Below are 19217 nucleotides of genomic sequence, written 5' to 3'. Positions count from 1 at the left end.
CACGGTGCTTCGCGAATGTTCAGACCGTTACCCATCTTCATCGGCATGCGCTATACCCGCGCCAAACGCCGCAAAAGCTTCATCTCGTTCATTTCGATGACCTCGATGATCGGTCTGGCACTCGGTGTCCTGGCGATGATTGTGGTGCTGTCGGTCATGAACGGTTTCCAGCGGGAAATGAGCTCGCGGATTCTCGGCATGGTGCCGCACGCGGTCATTGCCGGTAACACTCCGGTCGATGACTGGAAACCGCTGGCCGACGCTGCGCTGAAAAACCCTGAAGTCACTGCTGCCGTGCCATTCACCGACATGGAAGGCATGCTGTCCTACAAGGGCTCGATGCAGCCGATCCAGATCAGCGGCGTAGACCCGGCGTTGGAACATGAAGTATCGATCGTCACGCAGCACATCACCCGCGGAAGCCTCGAAGACCTCAAGCCGGGCGAGTTCGGCGTGGTGCTGGGCGACATTACCGCACGCCGCTTCCGCTTGACCATCGGCGACAAGCTGACGCTGATCGTTCCTGAAGTCAGCAGCGCCCCTGGCGGCATCACGCCGCGCCTGCAACGCCTGACCGTCGTGGGTATCTTCAAGGTCGGTGCCGAGCTGGACGGTTCGATGGGCCTGATCAATATCGCCGATGCGGCGCAGATGCAGCGCTGGCAGCCCAACCAGGTTCAGGGTGTGCGACTGGCGCTCAAGGATCTGTACAAGGCGCCCCAGGTGTCCACCGCCATTGCCGCCGGTCTGGGTGATGGCTATCGCGCCGATGACTGGACCCACACCCAGGGCAGCCTGTTCAGTGCCATGAAGATGGAAAAGACCATGATCGGTCTGTTGCTGCTGATGATCGTCGCTGTGGCTGCGTTCAACATCATTGCGACGCTGATAATGGTGGTCAACGACAAGGGCGCAGACATCGCCATCCTGCGCACCATCGGCGCCACGCCGCGGCAGATCATGGCGATCTTCGTGGTTCAGGGCACTGTCATCGGTATCGTCGGTACGTTGATCGGCGGCATCCTGGGGATTATTGCCGCGCTGAACGTCAGCAGCCTGGTGGGCTGGCTCGAGCGGGTCAGCGGCCAGCACATCTTCAGTTCCGATGTGTATTTCATCAGCAACCTGCCTTCAGAACTGCAGGCCGGTGACGTGCTGCTGATCTGCAGTGCCGGGTTTATCCTGAGCTTTCTGGCGACCATCTACCCCGCGTGGCGCGCCGCGCAGATCCAGCCGGCGCACGCACTGCGTTACGAGTGACAGGGCCTGAGTCACCTTCGTCGAGGCCGCAGGGCGGCCTGCGAGGGTGGCGGGGCAGAGCGGATTTTCGCTGAAAGCCCCACGCAAACGCTATAAACTCGCCGCGTTAATTCATGATCCAGGTATTGCCATGCATCCCGCAGCCGAACACTCACCGCTGGGCAAGTCCAGTGAGTACATCGCCACCTACACGCCGTCGCTGTTGTTCCCGATCCCTCGTGCCGCAAAATGGGCCGAGCTTGGGCTTACCGCGCAGACGCTGCCTTATCAGGGTGTCGATTTCTGGAACTGCTACGAGCTGTCATGGCTGCTGCCTTCCGGCAAGCCGGTGGTGGCCATTGGCGAATTCAGTATTCCGGCAGAATCGCCGAACATCATCGAATCGAAGTCCTTCAAGCTGTACCTCAATTCGTTGAATCAGACGGCTTTCGCGAACGTCGAACAGCTGCAGACCACTCTCGAGCAGGATTTGTCGGCTGCGGCGGGCAAGCCGGTCGGCGTGCGTATTCGCAGCCTGGCGGAAATCGAAGAAGAAGGTGTCGCGGCGTTGCCGGGCCTGTGCATCGACGACCTGGACATCTCGGTCAGCAGCTATGACCGGCCGCAACCCGAGTTGCTGCGTTGTGATGACTCGCGGGTGGTGGAAGAGAGCGTGCACAGTCATCTGCTCAAATCCAACTGTCCGGTCACCAGCCAGCCTGACTGGGGCAGCGTAGTGGTCGAATATCGCGGCGCAGCACTGGATCACGCCAGCCTGCTGGCGTATATCGTCAGCTTCCGCCAGCACTCGGATTTTCATGAGCAGTGTGTGGAAAGAATCTTCCTCGACCTGCAGCGCTTGCTCAAGCCGGAGAAGCTCACCGTGTATGCGCGCTACGTGCGCCGCGGTGGTCTGGACATCAACCCGTACCGCAGCACTGAAACGCTCGACGTGGACAATCGCAGGCTGGCGCGGCAGTAATATTGTCTGAGGCCCGAGGAGTGAACGCAGAGCGTCCGGAACGGCATCCCCACGCGGAGCGTGAGGAACGACAGGTATCAGTAGTGCTGATGCTCGGCGTCGCACCGCGCATCAGCGGCCGAACGCAGAGCTATCAGAACGGCATCTCCCAATCAGACTCCGATATTGCCCAGCGTCTGCACGATGTTGCGCAGAGTGCCGGCGATGGTCGGATGCTCCAGCTCGAAACGCTCGACAGCCAGATTCACGCCATCAGCCAGGCTGCTGTCCTGCTCGTGGGTGGCCTGTTCCAGCTGAATTTTAGTTTCAATTTGTTGCATGAGCTCGTGCAGGTTTTCCCGCTCGGACTCTGACATCGGCGGGTTATGCTCCAGTTGCTCGCGCAGAGTATTGAGTTGTTCTTGCAGTTCGCGGGCGGGCATGACGTGCTCCTTGATTGATAAGTCTGTCTCATGGACTTCGCCGGAGAGCTAAAGGTCCATGTTCAATCAAGACTAATCCAGTCTGCGCCCTGCTGCATATGTATCAGGGTTTTTCGCCCTTGCTGCGTCGCAGGGCGATGTCGGCCAGGCAGGATTCCAGCTCGCCCAGATGGTCGATCACCGAATGCACCCCCAGCGAATAGAGTTTGAGCGTGGCCTGCGCGCGTCGCTGTTCACGTTCTGCATTGCTGAGCGCCTGCCATTGCGAGGGCGAGAGTCCGCACAGTGGTCCGCAGGAGGCCAGGCCAATGGTCCACAGCCCGGCGTTCAGCCCGGACTGCAACAGGCGCGGGTCGCCGCTGATCAGTACGCAGCCATCCAGATGGCTGACTTTCAGGGCCATCAATGCCAGCCAGCAGGCATCCGGTGCGGGCCAGCCTGCGGTCGGGCGGGGGGCGGGAATCATCCAGTCACTTACCGGCACAGACAGTGTGGCGCTCACGCTTTCAGGCAGTTCATCGAGCCAGGCGCAAGGCATGCTCTGGTCGCGCAGGGTCTGCAGAATAGCCTTTGCACCCGGTGTGAACTGCGTGTGCTCATCGCCGGGTGTGCGCGAGTTTGCGGCCTGCGCGCCGAAGTCCACCAGGCAGCCGCTGAGGCCGAACAGCAGGGCAGGGAAGGTTGGCAGAGGCGTGAGGACCGGGGCGAGCATGAGGATCTCTCTGAAATATCGAGAAACGCTACCGATCTTTTGTGACACTTCGATGAATGTGCGATGACGGAGTTTATGCGGAACCCTTTGCTGACAGACCTGCCTTATTCTCGACAGAAGGCTTTATACTCCCTGTCCTAGCGTGTGGGGCGTAGCACCCGCGTCATTATTTCGATATCTCGATCAGGAGTGTCAGCTATGCCCGTGACCGGTGCAGGCTTTATCAAACGTTTGGTGCAATTGTCCCTGTGTGCCGGCATCGCGCTGGTTCCGGTGGCCGTGCAGGCCGCTGAAGATGATCCGTGGGAAGGCATCAACCGTCCCATTTTCAAATTCAACGATACCCTTGACGCTTACACGCTCAAGCCGCTGGCCAAGGGATATCAGTACATCGCGCCGCAATTCGTCGAAGACGGTATCCATAACTTCTTCAGCAACATCGGCGATGTCGGCAACCTGGCGAACAACGTGCTGCAGGCCAAGCCTGAAGCGGCGGGCGTCGACACTGCGCGCCTGATCGTCAATACCACCTTCGGCCTGCTGGGCTTCATCGACGTGGGTACCCGCATGGGCCTGCAACGCAACGATGAAGACTTCGGTCAGACGCTGGGCTACTGGGGCGTGCCGAGCGGTCCGTTCGTGGTCATTCCGTTGCTGGGGCCAAGCACCGTACGTGATGCGTTCGCCAAGTACCCGGACACCTACACCTCGCCCTACCGCTACATCGATCACGTCCCGACCCGTAACACGGCGCTGGGCGTCAACCTGATCGATACGCGTGCCAGCCTGCTGTCTGCCGAGCGCATGGTCAGTGGCGATCGCTACACCTTCGTTCGCAATGCCTATTTGCAGAACCGCGAGTTCAAGGTCAAGGATGGCAAGGTCGAAGACGATTTTTAATCGCTACTTTGCCGATGCATGAATCAATAAAGGCGACCCTGGGGTCGCCTTTATTATTTTGTAAAAGTGTGAACCGGTTCCGCCCGTTTTCACTTCATCGAGACGATTGAAAGCCCCAGTTTCTGTCCACCACCTTCTTCATCATTCACCCAGACCACCTCGGTTTCGGCTTCAAGCCCCTTGAGTGCAGGATGGTCAGAATCAATACGCACGTCGAGTTTGTCTCCGACCTGGAACGAGCGTGGCGCCTGAACCTGCATGCCAGAGCTGGAAAGGTCAATGCATACGGCAGGGATCACCTGGCCGGCGTGGATCAGGTTGACGTCTGCATCGACGCGCATGCGGATGTAATCCCGCTTTTCCTCGTAGTCGCGATCATTTCGACTCATGTACAGTCCTTCGTTTTAGTTGCTGATTTGTGAGTTCTTATAACTCTGGGTGATTTGCGATGTAAAGAGCGCAAAGTGAGGGTAGGAGCATGCTTGAAACACCCGTCGGATGGGAGTACCGTCTGCGCCTTGAAGGGCACCTCTGAAACACGACAGACTTATCAAGTTGTTGCGTGTTATTGCGGAGAGGCTAGAAGCGAATCCAGTAAGTGGCTTTCGGTAACCCCGGGCCGCCTACGCCAACCTGATCTGGCGCCGTTTGCCCCCATGCCAAAAACCAGTGCCAAGCTGCTGATTATCGATGACGACGACGTAGTGCGCGCAAGCCTTGCCGCCTACCTTGAAGACAGTGGCTTCAGCGTTCTGCAAGCGAGTAACGGCTTGCAGGGAATCCAGATATTCGAGCAGGAGAACCCCGATCTGGTGGTCTGCGACTTACGCATGCCACAGATGGGCGGGCTTGAGCTGATCCGTCAGGTCACCGCCATCGCGCCGCAGACGCCTGTCATCGTCGTTTCCGGTGCGGGCGTGATGAGCGATGCAGTCGAGGCCTTGCGCCTCGGCGCTGCCGACTACCTGATCAAGCCTCTCGAAGATCTTGCCGTACTCGAGCATTCGGTGCGTCGTGCGCTGGATCGTGCTCGCTTGCTCACTGAAAACCAGGTCTACCGCGAGAAGCTGGAAAAAGCCAATCGCGAGCTCGAAGCCAGCCTGCACCTGTTGCAGGAAGACCAGGACGCAGGTCGGCAAGTGCAGATGAACATGCTGCCGATCACGCCGTGGTCGATTGACGCGTTCAAGTTTGCGCACCAGATCATTCCGTCGTTGTACCTGTCCGGCGATTTTGTCGATTATTTCAGGGTCGACGAACGGCGCGTCGCTTTCTATCTGGCCGATGTTTCAGGCCATGGCGCGTCCTCGGCATTCATTACCGTGCTGCTGAAGTTCATGACCACGCGGCTGCTGTTCGAGTCCAAGCGTGGTGGAACGCTTCCGGAATTCAAGCCGTCGGATGTGCTGGGGCATATCAACCGCGGCCTTATCAGTTGCAAGCTGGGCAAGCACGTTACGATGGTCGGCGGTGTCATCGACGAAGAGTCAGGTAAACTGACGTACGCAGTGGGCGGACATCTGCCATTGCCTGTGTTGTATTCCGAAGGGCAGGCGCATTATCTGGAAGGTCGTGGACTCCCGGTAGGGTTGTTCAACGAGGCTACTTATCAGGATCATGAAATCGATCTGCCCGAGTCCTTCAGTCTGACCATGTTGTCTGATGGCATACTGGACTTGTTACCCGGTGATACACTCAAAGAGAAAGAAGCCGTCCTTCCCGAATTGGTCAAGACGGCTGGCGGCAGCCTGGATGGCTTGCAGCAGGTTTTTGAATTGGCAACGCTAGGGGAGATGCCGGATGATATCGCCTTGTTAGTGTTAAGCAGGAATCTTGAATGAGTACCGGTAGAATCCAGTTCGCCGAGCAGGAAGGCACCTTCGTTCTCAAGTTCGTGGGTGAAGTGCGGTTGACGCTGTGTTCGGCACTGGATGCGACTATCGAGCGCATCTTCACTGCGCTGAATTTCTCGGCGGTGGTCATTGACCTGACCGAAACCCGCAGCATTGACAGCACAACGCTTGGCCTGCTGGCCAAACTGTCGATTCTGTCACGCCAGAAGGTAGGCCTGTTGCCGACCCTTGTGACCACTCACGAGGACATCACGCGCCTGTTGCAGTCGATGGGCTTCGATCAGGTCTTCAACATCGTTGACCGGCCTCTGCCGCGGCCTGAGTGCCTGACTGATCTGCCTTCACAGGACCAGTGCGAAGAAGTGGTGAAAGCCAAGGTGCTTGAAGCGCACAAGATCCTCATGGGCCTCAACGACTCCAATCGTGAAGCGTTCCATGATCTGGTCAATGCACTGGAAGGTCAGCGCTAGGCATCAGTTTCGTCTGTCTCTCTGATCGCCGAACCCCAGGCAGCAAAAAGGGCGACACCTGCGAAGGTGTCGCCCTTTTTCATGTTCAGGCTTTTTTGGCGGAGAGCAGTGCTTCCAGCTTTTCCTGATCGCGAGCGAACTGACGAATACCTTCAGCCAGCTTTTCGGTGGCCATGGCGTCTTCGTTGGAAGCCCAGCGGAATTGGCTCTCGGTCAGGCTCTGACGCGCTTCGCCGGCGTTGCCCGGTGCAAGCTTGCGTTCCAGAGTGCCGGTGTCCTCAGCCAGCTTCTTGAGCAGGTCGGTGCTGATGGTCAGGCGATCACAACCGGCCAGCTGTTCGATCTGGTTCAGGTTGCGAAAGCTCGCACCCATGACCACGGTCTTGAAGTCGTTGGCCTTGTAGTAGTTGTAGATGCGCGTTACCGATTGCACGCCCGGGTCTTCTGCGCCGGTGTAGTCGGTGCCTGTCGACTTCTTGTACCAGTCGTAGATACGGCCCACGAACGGCGAAATCAGGAACACCCCGGCCTCGGCGCAGGCGACTGCCTGGGCGAAGGAGAACAGCAAGGTCAGGTTGGTCTGGATGCCATCCTTCTCGAGCTTCTCAGCTGCGCGGATACCTTCCCAGGTAGCTGCCAGTTTGATCAGCACCCGATCACGCTTGATGCCAGCGGCGTCGTACAGACCTATCAAGCGCTCGCTGCGCTCGATCAGGGCATGGGTGTCGAAGGAGAGGCGTGCGTCCACTTCAGTGGATACGCGACCCGGAACCACTTTGAGAATCTCCTGACCGATGGCGACTGCAAAGCGGTCGCAGGCCAGGCCGATGTCGCCCTTGCTACCGTCGAACGCTTCGCCCAGCATCTTGGCGTTGTTCGCGTCGGAAGCGGCCTTGAGCAGCAGGGAAGGGTTGGTGGTGGCGTCCTCGGGTTCGAGGCTCTTGATTGCGCCGAAGTCGCCGGTGTCAGCAACAACGGTGGTGAATTTCTTGAGTTGATCCAGCTTGGAAGTCATGAGCGTGCTCTGTCCTGTGCGGTTGGATGACATTACCCGAGCGCTGCCGACCACTCAAGGCCGCAGCGCTTACTGCTGCCGATGATAGGCCCTGAGGGACGGCATTGTCGTGAATACCTTTGTCTAGACTGTTTTTGAGCCTCGCACCGACTGCTTGTTCCCTTCATATGAATTTAACCTCTGCCGAGCGGCCTGCACGCTGCAGGTTTCACAGCGACCACTTCAGCGAGACCATCAGGTTGCGCGGGTCACCGTAAACGCCGCTGCCGGTCGCCAGCGGAATGCCTTGCCAGTATTTTTCGTCGAATACGTTGTTGAGATTGACCCGCGCGTCCCAGTGCTCGTCGAACCGGTAGGCTGCCATCAGCCCCACGACCGCATAGGCATCCTGCACGGAGTGACCGTTGCCGACCCGGTTGTACGTCTCGCTTTGTGCCAGGACATCTGCACCCACGCGCCATTTGTTCAGGTTGCCGGGCAGGTGGTAGGACGTCGCTGCCTTGAACAGGTGTTTCGGCTGATTGGGCGCAAACAGGTCGCCCTTGTCATTGGTTCGGTCCTTGACGTACTGGCTCAACACCAATGTGTAGGAAGCGGAGGCCTGCCAGTCAGGTGTCAGCTGGCCGGTTATTTCTGCGTCGATACCTCGACTGCGCACTTCCCCGGCGGCTTCGTAACAGACGCGATTTTGCTGCTGGCAGGCGGCTGGCGGGTTGACGATGGCATACGCGCGGTTTTCCTGGGTCATGTCGAAGACTGCCAGCGAGGCATTCAGGCTGCCGTCGAAGTATTCGCCTTTCAGACCGATTTCATAACTTTCGCCGGTCATCGGGTCAAGCACGCCGCCCCCCACGTCCAGCTGATTCTGCGGCTTGAAAATCTCGGTATAGCTGGCGTAGGCCGAGTAGGTGTCGTTCAGGTCATAGACAACACCGGCGTAGGGCGTGACTTCGCGGATGACCTTGTAGTCGCCATTATTGGCCGAACGATTCTGGTAGTCGTACCAGCTCACCCGGCTGCCGACGATAAGGTGCAACGGATCAATCGGGTTGAAACGCGCGGCAGCGTAGACGCCTTCCTCGGTGGCGGTGTTCTGGCTGACATAGGCCGTGCGCGTGGCAAGGTCTGGCTTTGCAATCACGTTGGGATTGAAGTGATGGATATCGATTGGCGTGGAGCCGTAGAAGCCGCCTTTCTGATCGAACTTCTCTTCGCGACGACTGACCCCGAGCATCAGCTCATGCTCTCGGCCAAACAGCTGGAACGGGCCGGACAGTGAGCCGTCGAGGCTGGTCTGCACATCCGTGGTGTCGTACTGGCCGGCTGCCTGGCCGTAGCCGGTGCCGTTGGCGGTCAGGTAGTTGGAGTACATGTCGGACTCCGCCCAGATTCTGGTCGCTGCCAGCTTGCTGCTCCAGCCGTTGTCGAAATGATGGGTCAGGTCAGTGAAAAGGCTGACGTTGTGTCTGTCCCAGTAGGCCCAGTCGTTGCTCAGGAACGTCGAGCGTGGCAGGTCGAGATTCTCGCCGTTCGGACCGGATGGCAGGCTGCCCCAGTCGGAGGTCGCGTCATCGCGCTGCCTCGAGGCGCCGATGGTCCAGGTGGTCGATTCGCTGAGATCGGCTTCCAGCACGCCATAGAACGTCTGGCGCTCTTTATCGCGCTCATCGACAAAACTGTTGCCCGTTTCGTAGGCCGCCACCACCCGGCCGCGCAAGGTACCGGAATCGTTGAGCCGGTTCGACGCGTCCACTTCGGTACGGTAACGGTCCCAACTCCCTGCACTGGTGGTCACGCTCACTTGCGGAGTCGTGGTGGGACGCTTGCGGATCAGGTTCAGCGTCGCCGATGGACTGCCCGCACCGGTCATCAGCCCCGTCGCCCCGCGCACCACCTCGACGCGGTCGTACAGGGCCAGATCGGCACCGGAAATGGTGTCCAGTGTAAAGGTACTGACGATTGTCGGCAGACCGTCATACATCAGGTTATCGATGGCAAAGCCGCGCGCCAGAAATTGCTGACGGTCCGAGCCGAACTTGCGCAGCGTCACGCCGGGTGCATATTTGACGACATCATTGAGGTCGTTCATGCCTTGATCTTCAATGCGCTGGCGGGTGATCACGCTCACCGACTGCGGCGTCTCGCGAATCGACAGGGGCAGCCTGGTCGCGCTGCTCATCGAGCCGGTCGTATACGAGCCACTGCCTTCTGTAGTGGCCATTCCAGCGATTCCCGTTTGAGCGCTGATCTCCACGTTGCCCAGCGTCATGGGGCCATTGCTGGCTGGCTGGAATACCTTCACGGCATTGCCCTGCACTTGGGCGTCAAGGCCGCTGCCCAGCAGCAGTCGGCTCAGTGCCTGAGCCGGTTCCAGGCTGCCTCTTACAGCCGGGGCCTGCTTGCTTGCAATCAGGTAGTCATCAGCCGATATCTGCAGGCCGCTTTCCTGACTCAGTTGTGTCAGCGATTTGGAGAGCGGCTGTGCGGGCAGATCGAGTTGGACGGGGGCTGCCACTGCGGCGGCTGAAAGCCCGAGGACTACAAGACCGGTCAGCGAAGGGGGAAACGGACGAAGCATTAGGGTCATTCCTGCAATGGCTGAGGACGTGGTGATACATCTGGCAGAGGACGCGCCTCTCGACCGGGGTGACGGGCAGCGGCGGGGCGAGACTAACAACTTTTTCACATTTAATTAAATGCTAATCACTCTCAGTTACATTCTCATACATATTTGTCGCACGAGCCTCGCCTGTGGCGTCGAGCAACGCATTGGGGTAAAGATGTTGTTCAACTCGCGATCATCTGAAGGAACCAGCATGCATTCACGACGCTTCCCCATCACTGCCGCAATCGGATTTTCCCTGGCGTCCATGGGCCTGTTTTCCATGGTTGCCAGTGCCGCCGAGCTGTCACCCGATCAGTTGCTGAAGAAAGCCCAGGCCGAACAACCGGCCTACCTCGACACGGTCCGGCAACTGGTCGATATCGACACAGGCACCGGCCAGGCAACCGGGCTGAAGACCGTCAGCGCAATGCTGGTCGAACGTCTCAAGGCGCTGGGCGCAGAAGTCTCCACCACGCCGGCAGAGCCTTCGGCGGGGGACAATATCGTCGGTACCTTCGAAGGCAACGGGACGCGGTCTTTTCTGTTGATGGTTCACTACGACACGGTGTTTGGGCCGGGCACCGCCGCCAAGCGTCCCTTCAGACTCGACAGCGAGCGCGCCTATGGCCCGGGGGTGGCAGATGCCAAGGGCGGCGTAGCGATGATTCTGCACGCGCTGCAACTGTTGCAGAATGAGCAGTTCAAGGCGTTCGGTACGCTCACTGTGCTCTTCAACCCGGACGAGGAGACCGGCTCCAGCGGCTCGAAAAAAGTCATCGCCGAACTCGCTCGCCAGCATGACTACGTGTTTTCGTACGAGCCGCCTGACAAGGATGCCGTCACTGTTGCCACCAACGGCATCAATGGTCTGATTCTCGATGTCAAAGGCAAGTCGTCACACGCTGGCTCCGCTCCCGAGGCCGGACGCAATGCGGCCATCGAGCTTGCGCACCAACTGCTGCAGCTCAAGGACCTCGGCGACCCGGACAAAGGCACGACCGTCAACTGGACGCTGATCAAGGGCGGGGAGAAGCGCAACATCATTCCATCCAGCGCGTCGGCCGAGGCGGACATGCGCTATTCCGATCTCAGTGAAAGCGATCGCGTACTGGCTGATGGCCAAAGGATGGTGAAGAAGACGCTGGTCGATGGCACCGAAGTGACCTTGCGAATGGAAAAAGGCCGACCGCCGCTGGCCAGAAACCCTGGCTCCGAACAGTTGGCGAAAACCGCGCAGACGCTTTACCAGAAAACAGGCCGAACTTTAGAGCCGATTGCCATGCGTTTCGGTACCGACGCGGGCTATGCCTACGTACCGGGCAGTGCAAAACCGGCGGTGCTCGAAACCATGGGCGTGGTCGGCGCGGGCCTGTATGCCGACGATGAATACATTGAGTTGTCGAGCATTGCGCCCAGGCTTTACCTGACCGTCGCGTTGATTACGCAGCTGTCGAAGGGCGATGCGACACCCTGAGGGCCTGTGAGGTGAGGGCGGCAAGGCGTGGTCTCCGGTCCGCGCCATCTGTCGAGGTATCGGGCATTGCGATTGACCTGAGCGCCGATAAACGATTAACTGTATATGTATACAGTAAATCATAAAAGGCTCGCCTCATGAGTGTTACCTTCCTTGGCCCATTGTCGGCAGGGGGCATCAAGCTCCCGTTCATATCGCTGTCGTCCGTTGGCGCCCGATCGCCAGTGGTCGAGAAGCATGTTTCGATTGCCGAGCTTTGTGAGGTCCGTGAGCCGCACGCTTACCTGGCCAGGATCGAAGATCAAGGCATGCAAGGGGGCGGCATGTGCAGCGGAGACATGCTGGTGGTCGACCGCAGCCAGTACGCCGAGCACGGTGACATCGTCGTTGCCTCGCTCAATGCACGGCAGATCTGCCGACGTTTGCATATGCGGGGTGATGTGGTGATTCTGGAATCGCAAAACCCGGATTACCCGCCACTGCGTGTCACCGACAACGATGACCTGATCATCCTGGGCGTGGTGACCTATAGTGTGAAAAATCTACTGGAGGGCCGCGCTGCATCATCAGCTCATCGATGAACAGACGCATGTCCTTGCATTGCACGCCGCTGCGTGATCTGCTTCCTACTCTTTGGCTTTTAGCGGAATACCGAGCGCATGCAAGAACGACTTGACCAGTTACGGCTCCCCAAGCCTGTACAGGGAGCAATCAGTGATCTGGTAAGAGCGCTCGACGCAACCAGCACCTGCGCCGACGTGGAAGCCGAAGCGGCGTTGCAGATCGAATACATTCACGGTCTTGAGACCAGCAGAAAGCTGCGTCCAGCCGATGCCGAAGCGCTTTACATCATATTCGACGACGCAGTTCAGGCTCGTTTACAGGCACTTGCCGATTAGATTCGGTATTCCGTTATTCTTCTGCCTGCGTGAATTTCACTCCAGACGTTATTTGTCCGCTGGATAGGGACGGATACATTGGCTTACCCTACGAATCCGCAATCTGCGGGGATCATGTCAGGTTTGAATGGCTATGCGGTTATCAGGCTTCATCCTCGAAAACATCGAAGCTATTGTGCGCGAGTGGACCGATTTCGCGCGCACCCTGTCCGCGCTCGGCGAGCCTCTGGATACCACGGAGCTCAGAGACCATGCCGAGCAAATGCTGCGCGCCATCGCCACTGATCTGCAAACGGATCAATCGTTGCAGCAACAGGTCGACAAATCCCAGGGCCACGGTGTGTCAAATGAACAGACTGCAGCGAAAAGCCACGCGATCACTCGATTGATGTCGGGCTTCACCATCGATCAGGTGGTTTCGGAGTTTCGGGCATTGCGGGCGAGCGTGATCAAGCAGTGGATGTCGCGAGAGACGCAGGACGCTCAACAGCAGATCGAAGACATGATCCGCTTCAACGAGGCAATAGATCAGGCCCTTGCCGAGTCTATCTCCAGCTACACAGGCGCGGTTCAGGCGTCACGCAATATCTTCCTGGGCATCCTCGGGCACGACTTGCGCACCCCGCTAAGCGCGATATTGCTGGGTGCCGACGTGCTGTTGCGCACCCATGATCTGGGCGCGCGGCCAACCAAGGTCGCCTCGAGGATCTATTCCAGCGTGAAGCGCGCCAACCAGATCGTTGGCGATTTGCTTGACTTCACGCGTTCGCAGATCGGCCCCGGTATCCCGCTGAAAAAGACCGAAGTAGACATGCAACCCATCTGCACTCGCATCGTTGAAGAGTCGAGTACCGTCCACCCGGAAGCAGACATTCGCCTGACTTCAGATGAGCCGGTCATTGGTCGCTTCGATGGCGATCGCCTCGAGCAGGTCTTCTCCAACCTCATCGGCAACGCCATACAGCATGGCAATAGCAGCGATCCCGTCGAAGTGACGCTGGCCGTCTCGGAGAGTGGGCTGCGCTTTACCGTTCACAATACCGGCAGCCCGATTCCCGAAGACGTGCTTCCGTTCATCTTCAACCCGATGGACCGCTATTCACCCGAAAAGATGACCGATAACGGACCATATTCAAGCCTGGGGCTGGGTCTGTTCATCGTCGACAGGATTGTCGATGCGCACGGCGGGCGTATCGAGGTGACATCGAAAGCGGATTTGGGGACTACGTTTGCGGTCGTTATTCCGTTGAATGCGGAATGAGGTCGCGTAGCGGCGATAGAGTTGCGAGGCAACTGAAGAGCATCCGGATCAGAGCTGCCTGTCCCTGATAACGCGCCCGTCATGGCCTGAAAGTCAGCGCAGGATAATCACACCCTGACGTGCCACACGGATGAGATGCCTGTAGGTGTCCGATCTGCTGCCGTCGGGGGGAAGACGAATGATCAACAGGTCATAAGTATCATCGTCCCATAGACCCATGTCTGCACACCCGTCAAAAAGCCGCATGGCCGGGCTCAGTACCGTCGCCAGGCCTGTCGTTGAAACGGGTAAGTTTTCAACGCCTGCCATCTCAGTTGCCAACTGCTCTGCTTTACCAAACCTCAGCGTCCGCCAGGCCAGACGAAAAGAACTACGGTTGATCGTCACGCCGTTCTCGAGACCAATAACGGGATTTCGGTTTCTATCGGATATCACATGTATGCTCCATGCAAACACTCGATCCTGGTTAACGCATCACTTCATCGAGCTGATTCAGACTCAGTCCCGATTGTAGAAAATCCAGTCCCTCTGGTTCTTCCAATCCAAGTAAAACAGTCGAGATCTGCCGGTAGGCGTTACGAAACAGTGAGCTGCCCAGGCTGATCCGGCGAACGCCGACTGTCCTGAGTCTGTCAATCGTCATACCGAAAACAGGCAGGACGTTGAGAGGTTTGCTGAGCGCTCTCTGAATCGCCTCAATGTCCTCGATCGATTTCACGCCGGGTGCGAACAGACAATCGGCTCCTGCTTCTTCAAACGCGACCAGCCGTTTAATAACTTCGGTCAACGAATACTCGTGTGCTCCAAGCAGATAGTCGGTCCTGGCGGTGACGATAAAATCGGCATCGAGCGCGTGGGCGGCCTCACTCGCAGCGCGTACCCGATCGCACGCTTCTTCGATAGAGAAATACAGCGGGGTGTTCGGGTCATGATAGTCGGCTATATCCTCAATGGATGCACCAGCGCAGCCGACGGTCAGGGCTCTTCTGAAATGCTCCTCGACCTTGCCCAGTGTTTTCGCCAGACCATTCTCCAGGTCTGCCGTCACGGGTATGTCCACTGCCCGAACGATGCGTTCAATCGCCGCAAAGCGATCTTCATGGTCCATCGAGGGGGATGAATCGCGGTAGCCCTGTGCATAGGCAATCCCCGCGCTGGTGGTGCCGAGGCTGGCGTAGCCCAACTGCTGAATGAGGCGCGCGCTTCCCTCACACCATGCATTGGGCATGACGAATAACTCATTGCGTTCATGTAACTTTCTGAATGCCTGGCTGGTGTTCATGGCGCCTCCCTGAATGGCCAAGCATAGTCTTCTTCACAGCACGCATGATTAAAAAAAAATGAAGGGGCTTAAAAAAGTTTGAACAGACAACACGCAGCCCCTGTGAAATGCTTTTGTCCACTTTATCGCAAGGACGTCGACTGATGAAAAGGATTGCTTCTGCTGCGTTGTTTATTGCGTCCTGTACCACCGCTTTAATGGTGAGCGCGGCGCCACTGCCTGCCAGTTCAGCCGCAAATATAGACGGTGTGGAAGTTCATACCGTCACGCTAAAAACTGACGCGATGAAGATGGCCCTTTGGCGTGATTCGCCGAAAGGGACCCACACTCAAACAATGAAAGAGTCACAAGTTGTTCTGTTTATTCATGGCGCAACCATTTCAGGTAATCTCTCGGCCGGGTACGCCATCGACGGTTATTCCTGGGCCCAAGACGTCGCCAATTCAGGGCGTGAGGCCTGGGTGGTGGACCTGCCGGGGTATGGTCGTTCTGATGATTATTCGGAAATGCGCGAGGCCAGTCCACACGCCAACGGTGAATCGGTGGGCAATGCCAAAAGCCTGGTGCCCGTGATTGATGCCGCCGTCGACTATGTATTGAAGTTTACCGGTGCAAAAAAACTGACGATTATCGCCACGTCCAGGGGCGCGATACCGGTGGGGTATTACCTGAGCGCGCACGGCGAAAAAGTAGACAAGGTCGTGTTCAACTCGCCCATCGTCCGGCGTGATACCACAAGCCCGGAGATTGTCCGAGGCTTGTTCGGCAGTGCCGAAAGACCCGACAAGAGCTTTTATGAGATTCCGGTCGACAAGCGATTGTCCATGATAGAAGAAGACCGTCCGGCGGGCACCGAGACGCAGCTTGAACAAGGGTTTATAAAAAACTGGCCCGGTGATGCAGCGCTGGAAAGAGCGCATCAAAAGAACATGATTAAAGTACCCGGAGGTTTTGCCCAGGATATCTACGATGCCTGGCATGGCGTGTATTGGGACCCTGCCACAATCACGGTGCCTGTATTAATCACACGCGGTGACTATGATCATGTGCTGACCACCGCGGCGGATATCGACTGGCTGTACACACACTTGAGCAATGCTTCCAGTAAACGGTACGTGCTGATCGATAAAGGCACCCATGCCATGTTATTTGAAAAAAAGCGTTTCGAACTCTATCGCGAAGTACGGGTTTTTCTGGAAGGCTCATATAACCGATTGTCACTGGCCTGTAGTTTTTGCGGCGGCCGCAACTAAAGCAAGGAGCAGATCATGTTGAAGAAAGCACGCATTGTTAAATTTCCAGGCGTTTTTGACGAGCAGGTATACAACGAGCGGGTTTCACGCAGCGGTTGTTTTCTCGGCAACTCGACACTGGAGCAGATGGCCAATCAGGGTAAGCTTTCCAATGCTGTTGTCGGCGTCGCTGGCGCAGGGGGTATTGGCGGTGCCGTGGCCCTCGGGCTGGCACGATTGGGTGTAAGGCATATTAAAATTGCCGATCCCGATTCTTTCGACATCAGCAATATCAACCGACAGTTTGGTGCTTCAGTGGAAACCGTCGGTCGTAACAAGGCGTTGGTGGTTGCCGAGCTGGTTCACCGGCTGGCGGGTGACGTGAGCGTTGATGTGTTTCCGGAGGGTATACAGAAGCACACCGCTGAAGCGTTTGTGGAGGACTGTGATCTGGTGTTGGATCAAATGGACTTCTGCAGCATTGCCGAGCGCTATGCACTGCACAGGGCGTACCGTCACTCAGCCAGGTGCAAAGGCTTGCTGGCATCCTCGGTGGTCGGTTGGGGCGCCAACATCTACAAGTTCGACAAGGCAGGCCTGACGCTGGAGGATTTTTACGATATTCCGGAAGAGGCGCAGATGACGCCTGAGCTGGTAGAAAGGCTGGTCATGCTTCAAGCCTCTTATCAGCCTCGTTTTCCGAGCATTCCCGATATTTTCAGCTGGATGAAAGAGACAGGAAACGTGCCTATTCTTTCCGTGGCACCGACGGCCTCGCACTACTTGATTCTCTGTCGTTCAGCGCTGATGCTTTGCGACCTGGAGGGCGCACCGTACAGCACCGAACTTCCTCCCATGCCCAAGTATTACTGGTTCGACGGCTCTACGTTCGACAACGGTATTTATGAATTCGACGGCACGTGGGCAAACCCCGAGGAGCATCGCAAACACTTCAATGTCAATTGAACCAGCTGGCCCCGATCGGGGCCAGCCCTTTGAGGAAGGCGCCGTGAACGAAGTGCTCGATACTCAGGAACGGCACAATATTTCCAGGTTCCTCCTGGCCTCCAGTCTGTGGTTCATTTGTGTGGGGATACAAAGCGTATTTCTGCCCTGGGTACTGATCAGCGTCGTTCATGCATCGGCCTTTCAATTTGGCATCGCCCAGATGTGCCTGATGTTGCCGGTGCTGCTGCTGGTGATCTATGGCGGTTATGTTGCCGATCGCAAACCGTTGCGCAGGTTATTGGTCTGCGTGTACCTGGGTGGCGCGCTGACGGCATTGGTCTTCGCCGTCTGGAGTTACCAGTCCGCAATAACGTACGCCAACGTGCTGGTGTATGCGTTGGCCTTTGGCGTGCTGTCGGCCTTTTGTGCGCCCGCCAGAGAACTTTACTTGAATGTACTGGGCAAGAAACAGTTGCAAAAGATCGTCACTATAAACATCGGGATTGAGTTCGGGATTCAGACGGTGGGTTTCGCCATTGGAGGTATTGCACCACAGGTGGGCGTCGGTCTGATGTTCTTGTTGTTGTCGTTTCTGTTCGGGATGTCGTCCCTGGCCGCCTCTTATATTTCGGTGACCACGCCCAGCAAGCCTCATTCCGGCCTGATCGCTGAAACCCGTACCGCGCTGCGGTTTTCCATTCAGCACCCGGTCATCTTCCCGGTACTGTTATTAAACGGCCTGATCGGTGTATTTTTTCTGGGCTCATTTTTCGTCATGTTACCCCTGCATATTTCCCGGTTGCCGGGGTACGACGCCTCGTTGTTGGCGCTGTTCAATATTGTGTTTATGGTTGGGTTGATCGCTTCCGTCATTGTCTTGACCGTCAAGGGCGGGATAGAAAATAAATTACGGGCACTGATCAGTTCCTGCCTGCTCGCGTCGTTACTGCTGGCGGTTATCCCATCCGTGCTCACAGAGTGGATTCTGTTTTTAGGGGTATTGAGTTGGGGGTTTCTGGGCGGTATTGCCCTCAGCATGGGGCAGACGCTGATTCAGGAAAATGCCCCTTCAGGTAATAAAGCTCAGGTGTTAGCGTTACTGATGTTGTTTTTCATGGGGGGCAGTCCGATAGGTTCTTTCCTGCTGGGAACACTTCTCGAGTTCGTTGACGCGCCCGTCGTAGGTGTCATCAGTGCAGTCGCAATGATTGTTTCAATAATGGCAGTTTCCTATACCTACACGCTATGGAATGCACAACATGAACGGATCGACACTGCCCTTTGACGATGCCACGTCGAAGGACTTCAAAGGTAACGTGCTACTTGCAAACTCTGATATTGAACTCGCCCTGGTCAAGGCTGTTTGGCAGGAAGTGTACAGCGAGGAGTTAGGTTGGCTGGACGGGGATGACACCGATCCTCGTAATGATCGCTACCATGCCAACTCGGTCTACCTGCTCGCCACTGACGAAGAGGGAGCCGCCGTGGGGGTCATGCGCATGATTATCGACGGGGACCAAGGTCTGCCCATCGACAACTTTGCCGATATTTCCGGAATACGGGCAACCGCGCAAGGCGCGCTCATCGAATGTACGCGACTCATGGTTCCGGCCAGGCACCGCGATCAGATATTTTCGGCTTACCCCTACGGTATTTTTGCTGCCTTGGTAAAAGCGGCTTTGCAGTATTGCCTGAAAGAAAAAAACTACGACGTCCTTGCCAATTGTTTTATCGATACACCGCACACACCGATAAAAGCACTGGCCCACATGGGGTTCCGTGACTTGAACATTCGCTTTCGAGACGAGTTGCATGAAACGTCAGAGTGTACGGTTCTGCATTTAGACGTCAAGGACATGCTGTCGATATTTTACGGGCCCGAGAAAAGCCTGGGCCATTACATCATGGCGCGAGCGTAGTTTA

The 19217-nt window shown here is 57.1% G+C and carries 20 protein-coding genes; 13 read left to right on the top strand and 7 right to left on the bottom strand.

What is annotated here, in order from left to right; translation table 11 throughout:
- The first annotated feature begins 15 nt into the window (after positions 1-15).
- Positions 16-1260 (top strand): lipoprotein-releasing ABC transporter permease subunit, encoded by a 1245-nt coding sequence (locus JOE34_RS22130; protein WP_116816904.1) that lies wholly within the window; start codon positions 16-18, stop codon positions 1258-1260.
- A gap of 130 nt (positions 1261-1390) precedes the next feature.
- Entirely contained in the window at positions 1391-2221 is an 831-nt protein-coding gene (gene queF, locus JOE34_RS22125) for an NADPH-dependent 7-cyano-7-deazaguanine reductase QueF (RefSeq protein WP_003396752.1), read from the top strand.
- Between the two features lie 152 nt (positions 2222-2373).
- Here queF and JOE34_RS22120 read toward each other — a convergent pair whose 3' ends face one another.
- Both JOE34_RS22120 and JOE34_RS22115 read right to left on the bottom strand, forming a co-directional pair.
- On the bottom strand, positions 2374-2643 hold the full coding sequence (locus tag JOE34_RS22120) for a DUF4404 family protein (RefSeq protein ID WP_003315072.1): 270 nt from the start codon (positions 2641-2643) through the stop codon (positions 2374-2376).
- Between the two features lie 103 nt (positions 2644-2746).
- Positions 2747-3355 carry a hypothetical protein gene (locus JOE34_RS22115; RefSeq protein WP_003383922.1) on the bottom strand — a complete coding sequence of 203 codons (609 nt, stop codon included), beginning with the start codon at positions 3353-3355 and terminating at the stop codon, positions 2747-2749.
- Positions 3356-3553: 198 nt separating this feature from the next.
- Here JOE34_RS22115 and JOE34_RS22110 point away from each other — a divergent pair, with 198 nt between their 5' ends.
- On the top strand, positions 3554-4255 hold the full coding sequence (locus tag JOE34_RS22110) for a VacJ family lipoprotein (RefSeq protein ID WP_003423526.1): 702 nt from the start codon (positions 3554-3556) through the stop codon (positions 4253-4255).
- A gap of 89 nt (positions 4256-4344) precedes the next feature.
- On the opposite strand, the gene JOE34_RS22105 is transcribed toward JOE34_RS22110, so the two are convergent.
- Positions 4345-4644: a PilZ domain-containing protein gene (locus tag JOE34_RS22105; protein WP_003315069.1), complete on the bottom strand. Its 300-nt coding sequence runs from the start codon at positions 4642-4644 to the stop codon at positions 4345-4347.
- 267 nt (positions 4645-4911) lie between these two features.
- On the opposite strand from JOE34_RS22105, the gene rssB reads away from it, so the two are divergent.
- Positions 4912-6096: a two-component system response regulator RssB gene (gene rssB / locus JOE34_RS22100; RefSeq protein ID WP_004404842.1), complete on the top strand. Its 1185-nt coding sequence runs from the start codon at positions 4912-4914 to the stop codon at positions 6094-6096.
- Positions 6093-6578 (top strand): anti-sigma factor antagonist RssC, encoded by a 486-nt coding sequence (gene rssC / locus JOE34_RS22095; RefSeq protein ID WP_003315067.1) that lies wholly within the window; start codon positions 6093-6095, stop codon positions 6576-6578. The genes rssB and rssC overlap by 4 nt, the downstream gene beginning before the upstream one ends.
- A gap of 85 nt (positions 6579-6663) precedes the next feature.
- On the opposite strand, the gene tal is transcribed toward rssC, so the two are convergent.
- Together tal and JOE34_RS22085 are read right to left on the bottom strand one after the other, a co-directional pair.
- Entirely contained in the window at positions 6664-7593 is a 930-nt protein-coding gene (tal, locus tag JOE34_RS22090; RefSeq protein WP_003423528.1) for a transaldolase, read from the bottom strand.
- Between the two features lie 208 nt (positions 7594-7801).
- Positions 7802-10171, bottom strand: coding sequence for a TonB-dependent siderophore receptor (locus JOE34_RS22085; RefSeq protein ID WP_046265809.1), 2370 nt, complete (start codon positions 10169-10171; stop codon positions 7802-7804).
- A gap of 238 nt (positions 10172-10409) precedes the next feature.
- Here JOE34_RS22085 and JOE34_RS22080 point away from each other — a divergent pair, with 238 nt between their 5' ends.
- From JOE34_RS22080 to JOE34_RS22065, 4 genes are all read left to right on the top strand, one after another.
- Positions 10410-11672, top strand: coding sequence for a M20/M25/M40 family metallo-hydrolase (locus JOE34_RS22080; protein ID WP_010426054.1), 1263 nt, complete (start codon positions 10410-10412; stop codon positions 11670-11672).
- Positions 11673-11809: 137 nt separating this feature from the next.
- Positions 11810-12253 (top strand): S24 family peptidase, encoded by a 444-nt coding sequence (locus tag JOE34_RS22075; protein WP_046265811.1) that lies wholly within the window; start codon positions 11810-11812, stop codon positions 12251-12253.
- A gap of 78 nt (positions 12254-12331) precedes the next feature.
- Complete coding sequence (locus JOE34_RS22070; RefSeq protein WP_003346461.1) at positions 12332-12571, top strand: hypothetical protein; 240 nt, start codon at positions 12332-12334, stop codon at positions 12569-12571.
- A 133-nt stretch (positions 12572-12704) separates the two neighbouring features.
- A complete protein-coding gene (locus JOE34_RS22065; RefSeq protein ID WP_010426057.1) occupies positions 12705-13832 on the top strand; it encodes a HAMP domain-containing sensor histidine kinase in 1128 nt (375 codons plus the stop codon).
- 93 nt (positions 13833-13925) lie between these two features.
- Here JOE34_RS22065 and JOE34_RS22060 read toward each other — a convergent pair whose 3' ends face one another.
- Both JOE34_RS22060 and JOE34_RS22055 read right to left on the bottom strand, forming a co-directional pair.
- On the bottom strand, positions 13926-14219 hold the full coding sequence (locus JOE34_RS22060; protein WP_170855909.1) for a hypothetical protein: 294 nt from the start codon (positions 14217-14219) through the stop codon (positions 13926-13928).
- A gap of 79 nt (positions 14220-14298) precedes the next feature.
- On the bottom strand, positions 14299-15114 hold the full coding sequence (locus JOE34_RS22055) for an isocitrate lyase/phosphoenolpyruvate mutase family protein (RefSeq protein WP_010426058.1): 816 nt from the start codon (positions 15112-15114) through the stop codon (positions 14299-14301).
- Between the two features lie 143 nt (positions 15115-15257).
- Here JOE34_RS22055 and JOE34_RS22050 point away from each other — a divergent pair, with 143 nt between their 5' ends.
- From JOE34_RS22050 to JOE34_RS22035, 4 genes are read left to right on the top strand one after another with little or no spacing between them, the layout of a single operon-like run.
- On the top strand, positions 15258-16367 hold the full coding sequence (locus JOE34_RS22050) for an alpha/beta fold hydrolase (RefSeq protein WP_010426059.1): 1110 nt from the start codon (positions 15258-15260) through the stop codon (positions 16365-16367).
- A gap of 15 nt (positions 16368-16382) precedes the next feature.
- The gene (locus JOE34_RS22045; protein ID WP_010426060.1) at positions 16383-17312 is read left to right on the top strand and encodes a ThiF family adenylyltransferase; all 930 of its coding nucleotides are present in this window, start codon (positions 16383-16385) and stop codon (positions 17310-17312) included.
- Between the two features lie 43 nt (positions 17313-17355).
- The gene (locus JOE34_RS22040) at positions 17356-18579 is read left to right on the top strand and encodes an MFS transporter (RefSeq protein WP_024665220.1); all 1224 of its coding nucleotides are present in this window, start codon (positions 17356-17358) and stop codon (positions 18577-18579) included.
- Positions 18554-19213: a GNAT family N-acyltransferase gene (locus JOE34_RS22035; RefSeq protein WP_010426063.1), complete on the top strand. Its 660-nt coding sequence runs from the start codon at positions 18554-18556 to the stop codon at positions 19211-19213. Before JOE34_RS22040 ends, JOE34_RS22035 begins: the two co-directional genes overlap by 26 nt.
- The last annotated feature ends 4 nt before the right edge of the window (positions 19214-19217 follow it).

The organism is Pseudomonas sp. PvP028 (assembly GCF_017832255.1).
GTDB classification, from domain to species: domain Bacteria; phylum Pseudomonadota; class Gammaproteobacteria; order Pseudomonadales; family Pseudomonadaceae; genus Aquipseudomonas; species Aquipseudomonas syringae.
Note: the sequence above shows the minus strand (reverse complement) of the source record. Positions and strands in the feature narration are given on the sequence as shown.

Bases quoted from the DNA above. Each gene is read 5' to 3' on its own strand.
- JOE34_RS22070 (WP_003346461.1), top strand. From the start codon at position 12,332: ATGCAAGAACGACTTGACCAGTTACGGCTCCCCAAGCCTGTACAGGGA.
- JOE34_RS22120 (WP_003315072.1), bottom strand. From the start codon at position 2,643: ATGCCCGCCCGCGAACTGCAAGAACAACTCAATACTCTGCGCGAGCAA.
- JOE34_RS22085 (WP_046265809.1), bottom strand. From the start codon at position 10,171: ATGCTTCGTCCGTTTCCCCCTTCGCTGACCGGTCTTGTAGTCCTCGGG.
- rssB (WP_004404842.1), top strand. From the start codon at position 4,912: ATGCCAAAAACCAGTGCCAAGCTGCTGATTATCGATGACGACGACGTA.
- JOE34_RS22115 (WP_003383922.1), bottom strand. From the start codon at position 3,355: ATGCTCGCCCCGGTCCTCACGCCTCTGCCAACCTTCCCTGCCCTGCTG.
- JOE34_RS22130 (WP_116816904.1), top strand. From the start codon at position 16: ATGTTCAGACCGTTACCCATCTTCATCGGCATGCGCTATACCCGCGCC.
- tal (WP_003423528.1), bottom strand. From the start codon at position 7,593: ATGACTTCCAAGCTGGATCAACTCAAGAAATTCACCACCGTTGTTGCT.
- JOE34_RS22065 (WP_010426057.1), top strand. From the start codon at position 12,705: ATGCGGTTATCAGGCTTCATCCTCGAAAACATCGAAGCTATTGTGCGC.
- JOE34_RS22035 (WP_010426063.1), top strand. From the start codon at position 18,554: ATGAACGGATCGACACTGCCCTTTGACGATGCCACGTCGAAGGACTTC.
- JOE34_RS22045 (WP_010426060.1), top strand. From the start codon at position 16,383: ATGTTGAAGAAAGCACGCATTGTTAAATTTCCAGGCGTTTTTGACGAG.
- JOE34_RS22080 (WP_010426054.1), top strand. From the start codon at position 10,410: ATGCATTCACGACGCTTCCCCATCACTGCCGCAATCGGATTTTCCCTG.
- JOE34_RS22055 (WP_010426058.1), bottom strand. From the start codon at position 15,114: ATGAACACCAGCCAGGCATTCAGAAAGTTACATGAACGCAATGAGTTA.
- JOE34_RS22075 (WP_046265811.1), top strand. From the start codon at position 11,810: ATGAGTGTTACCTTCCTTGGCCCATTGTCGGCAGGGGGCATCAAGCTC.
- rssC (WP_003315067.1), top strand. From the start codon at position 6,093: ATGAGTACCGGTAGAATCCAGTTCGCCGAGCAGGAAGGCACCTTCGTT.
- JOE34_RS22105 (WP_003315069.1), bottom strand. From the start codon at position 4,644: ATGAGTCGAAATGATCGCGACTACGAGGAAAAGCGGGATTACATCCGC.
- queF (WP_003396752.1), top strand. From the start codon at position 1,391: ATGCATCCCGCAGCCGAACACTCACCGCTGGGCAAGTCCAGTGAGTAC.
- JOE34_RS22110 (WP_003423526.1), top strand. From the start codon at position 3,554: ATGCCCGTGACCGGTGCAGGCTTTATCAAACGTTTGGTGCAATTGTCC.
- JOE34_RS22050 (WP_010426059.1), top strand. From the start codon at position 15,258: ATGAAAAGGATTGCTTCTGCTGCGTTGTTTATTGCGTCCTGTACCACC.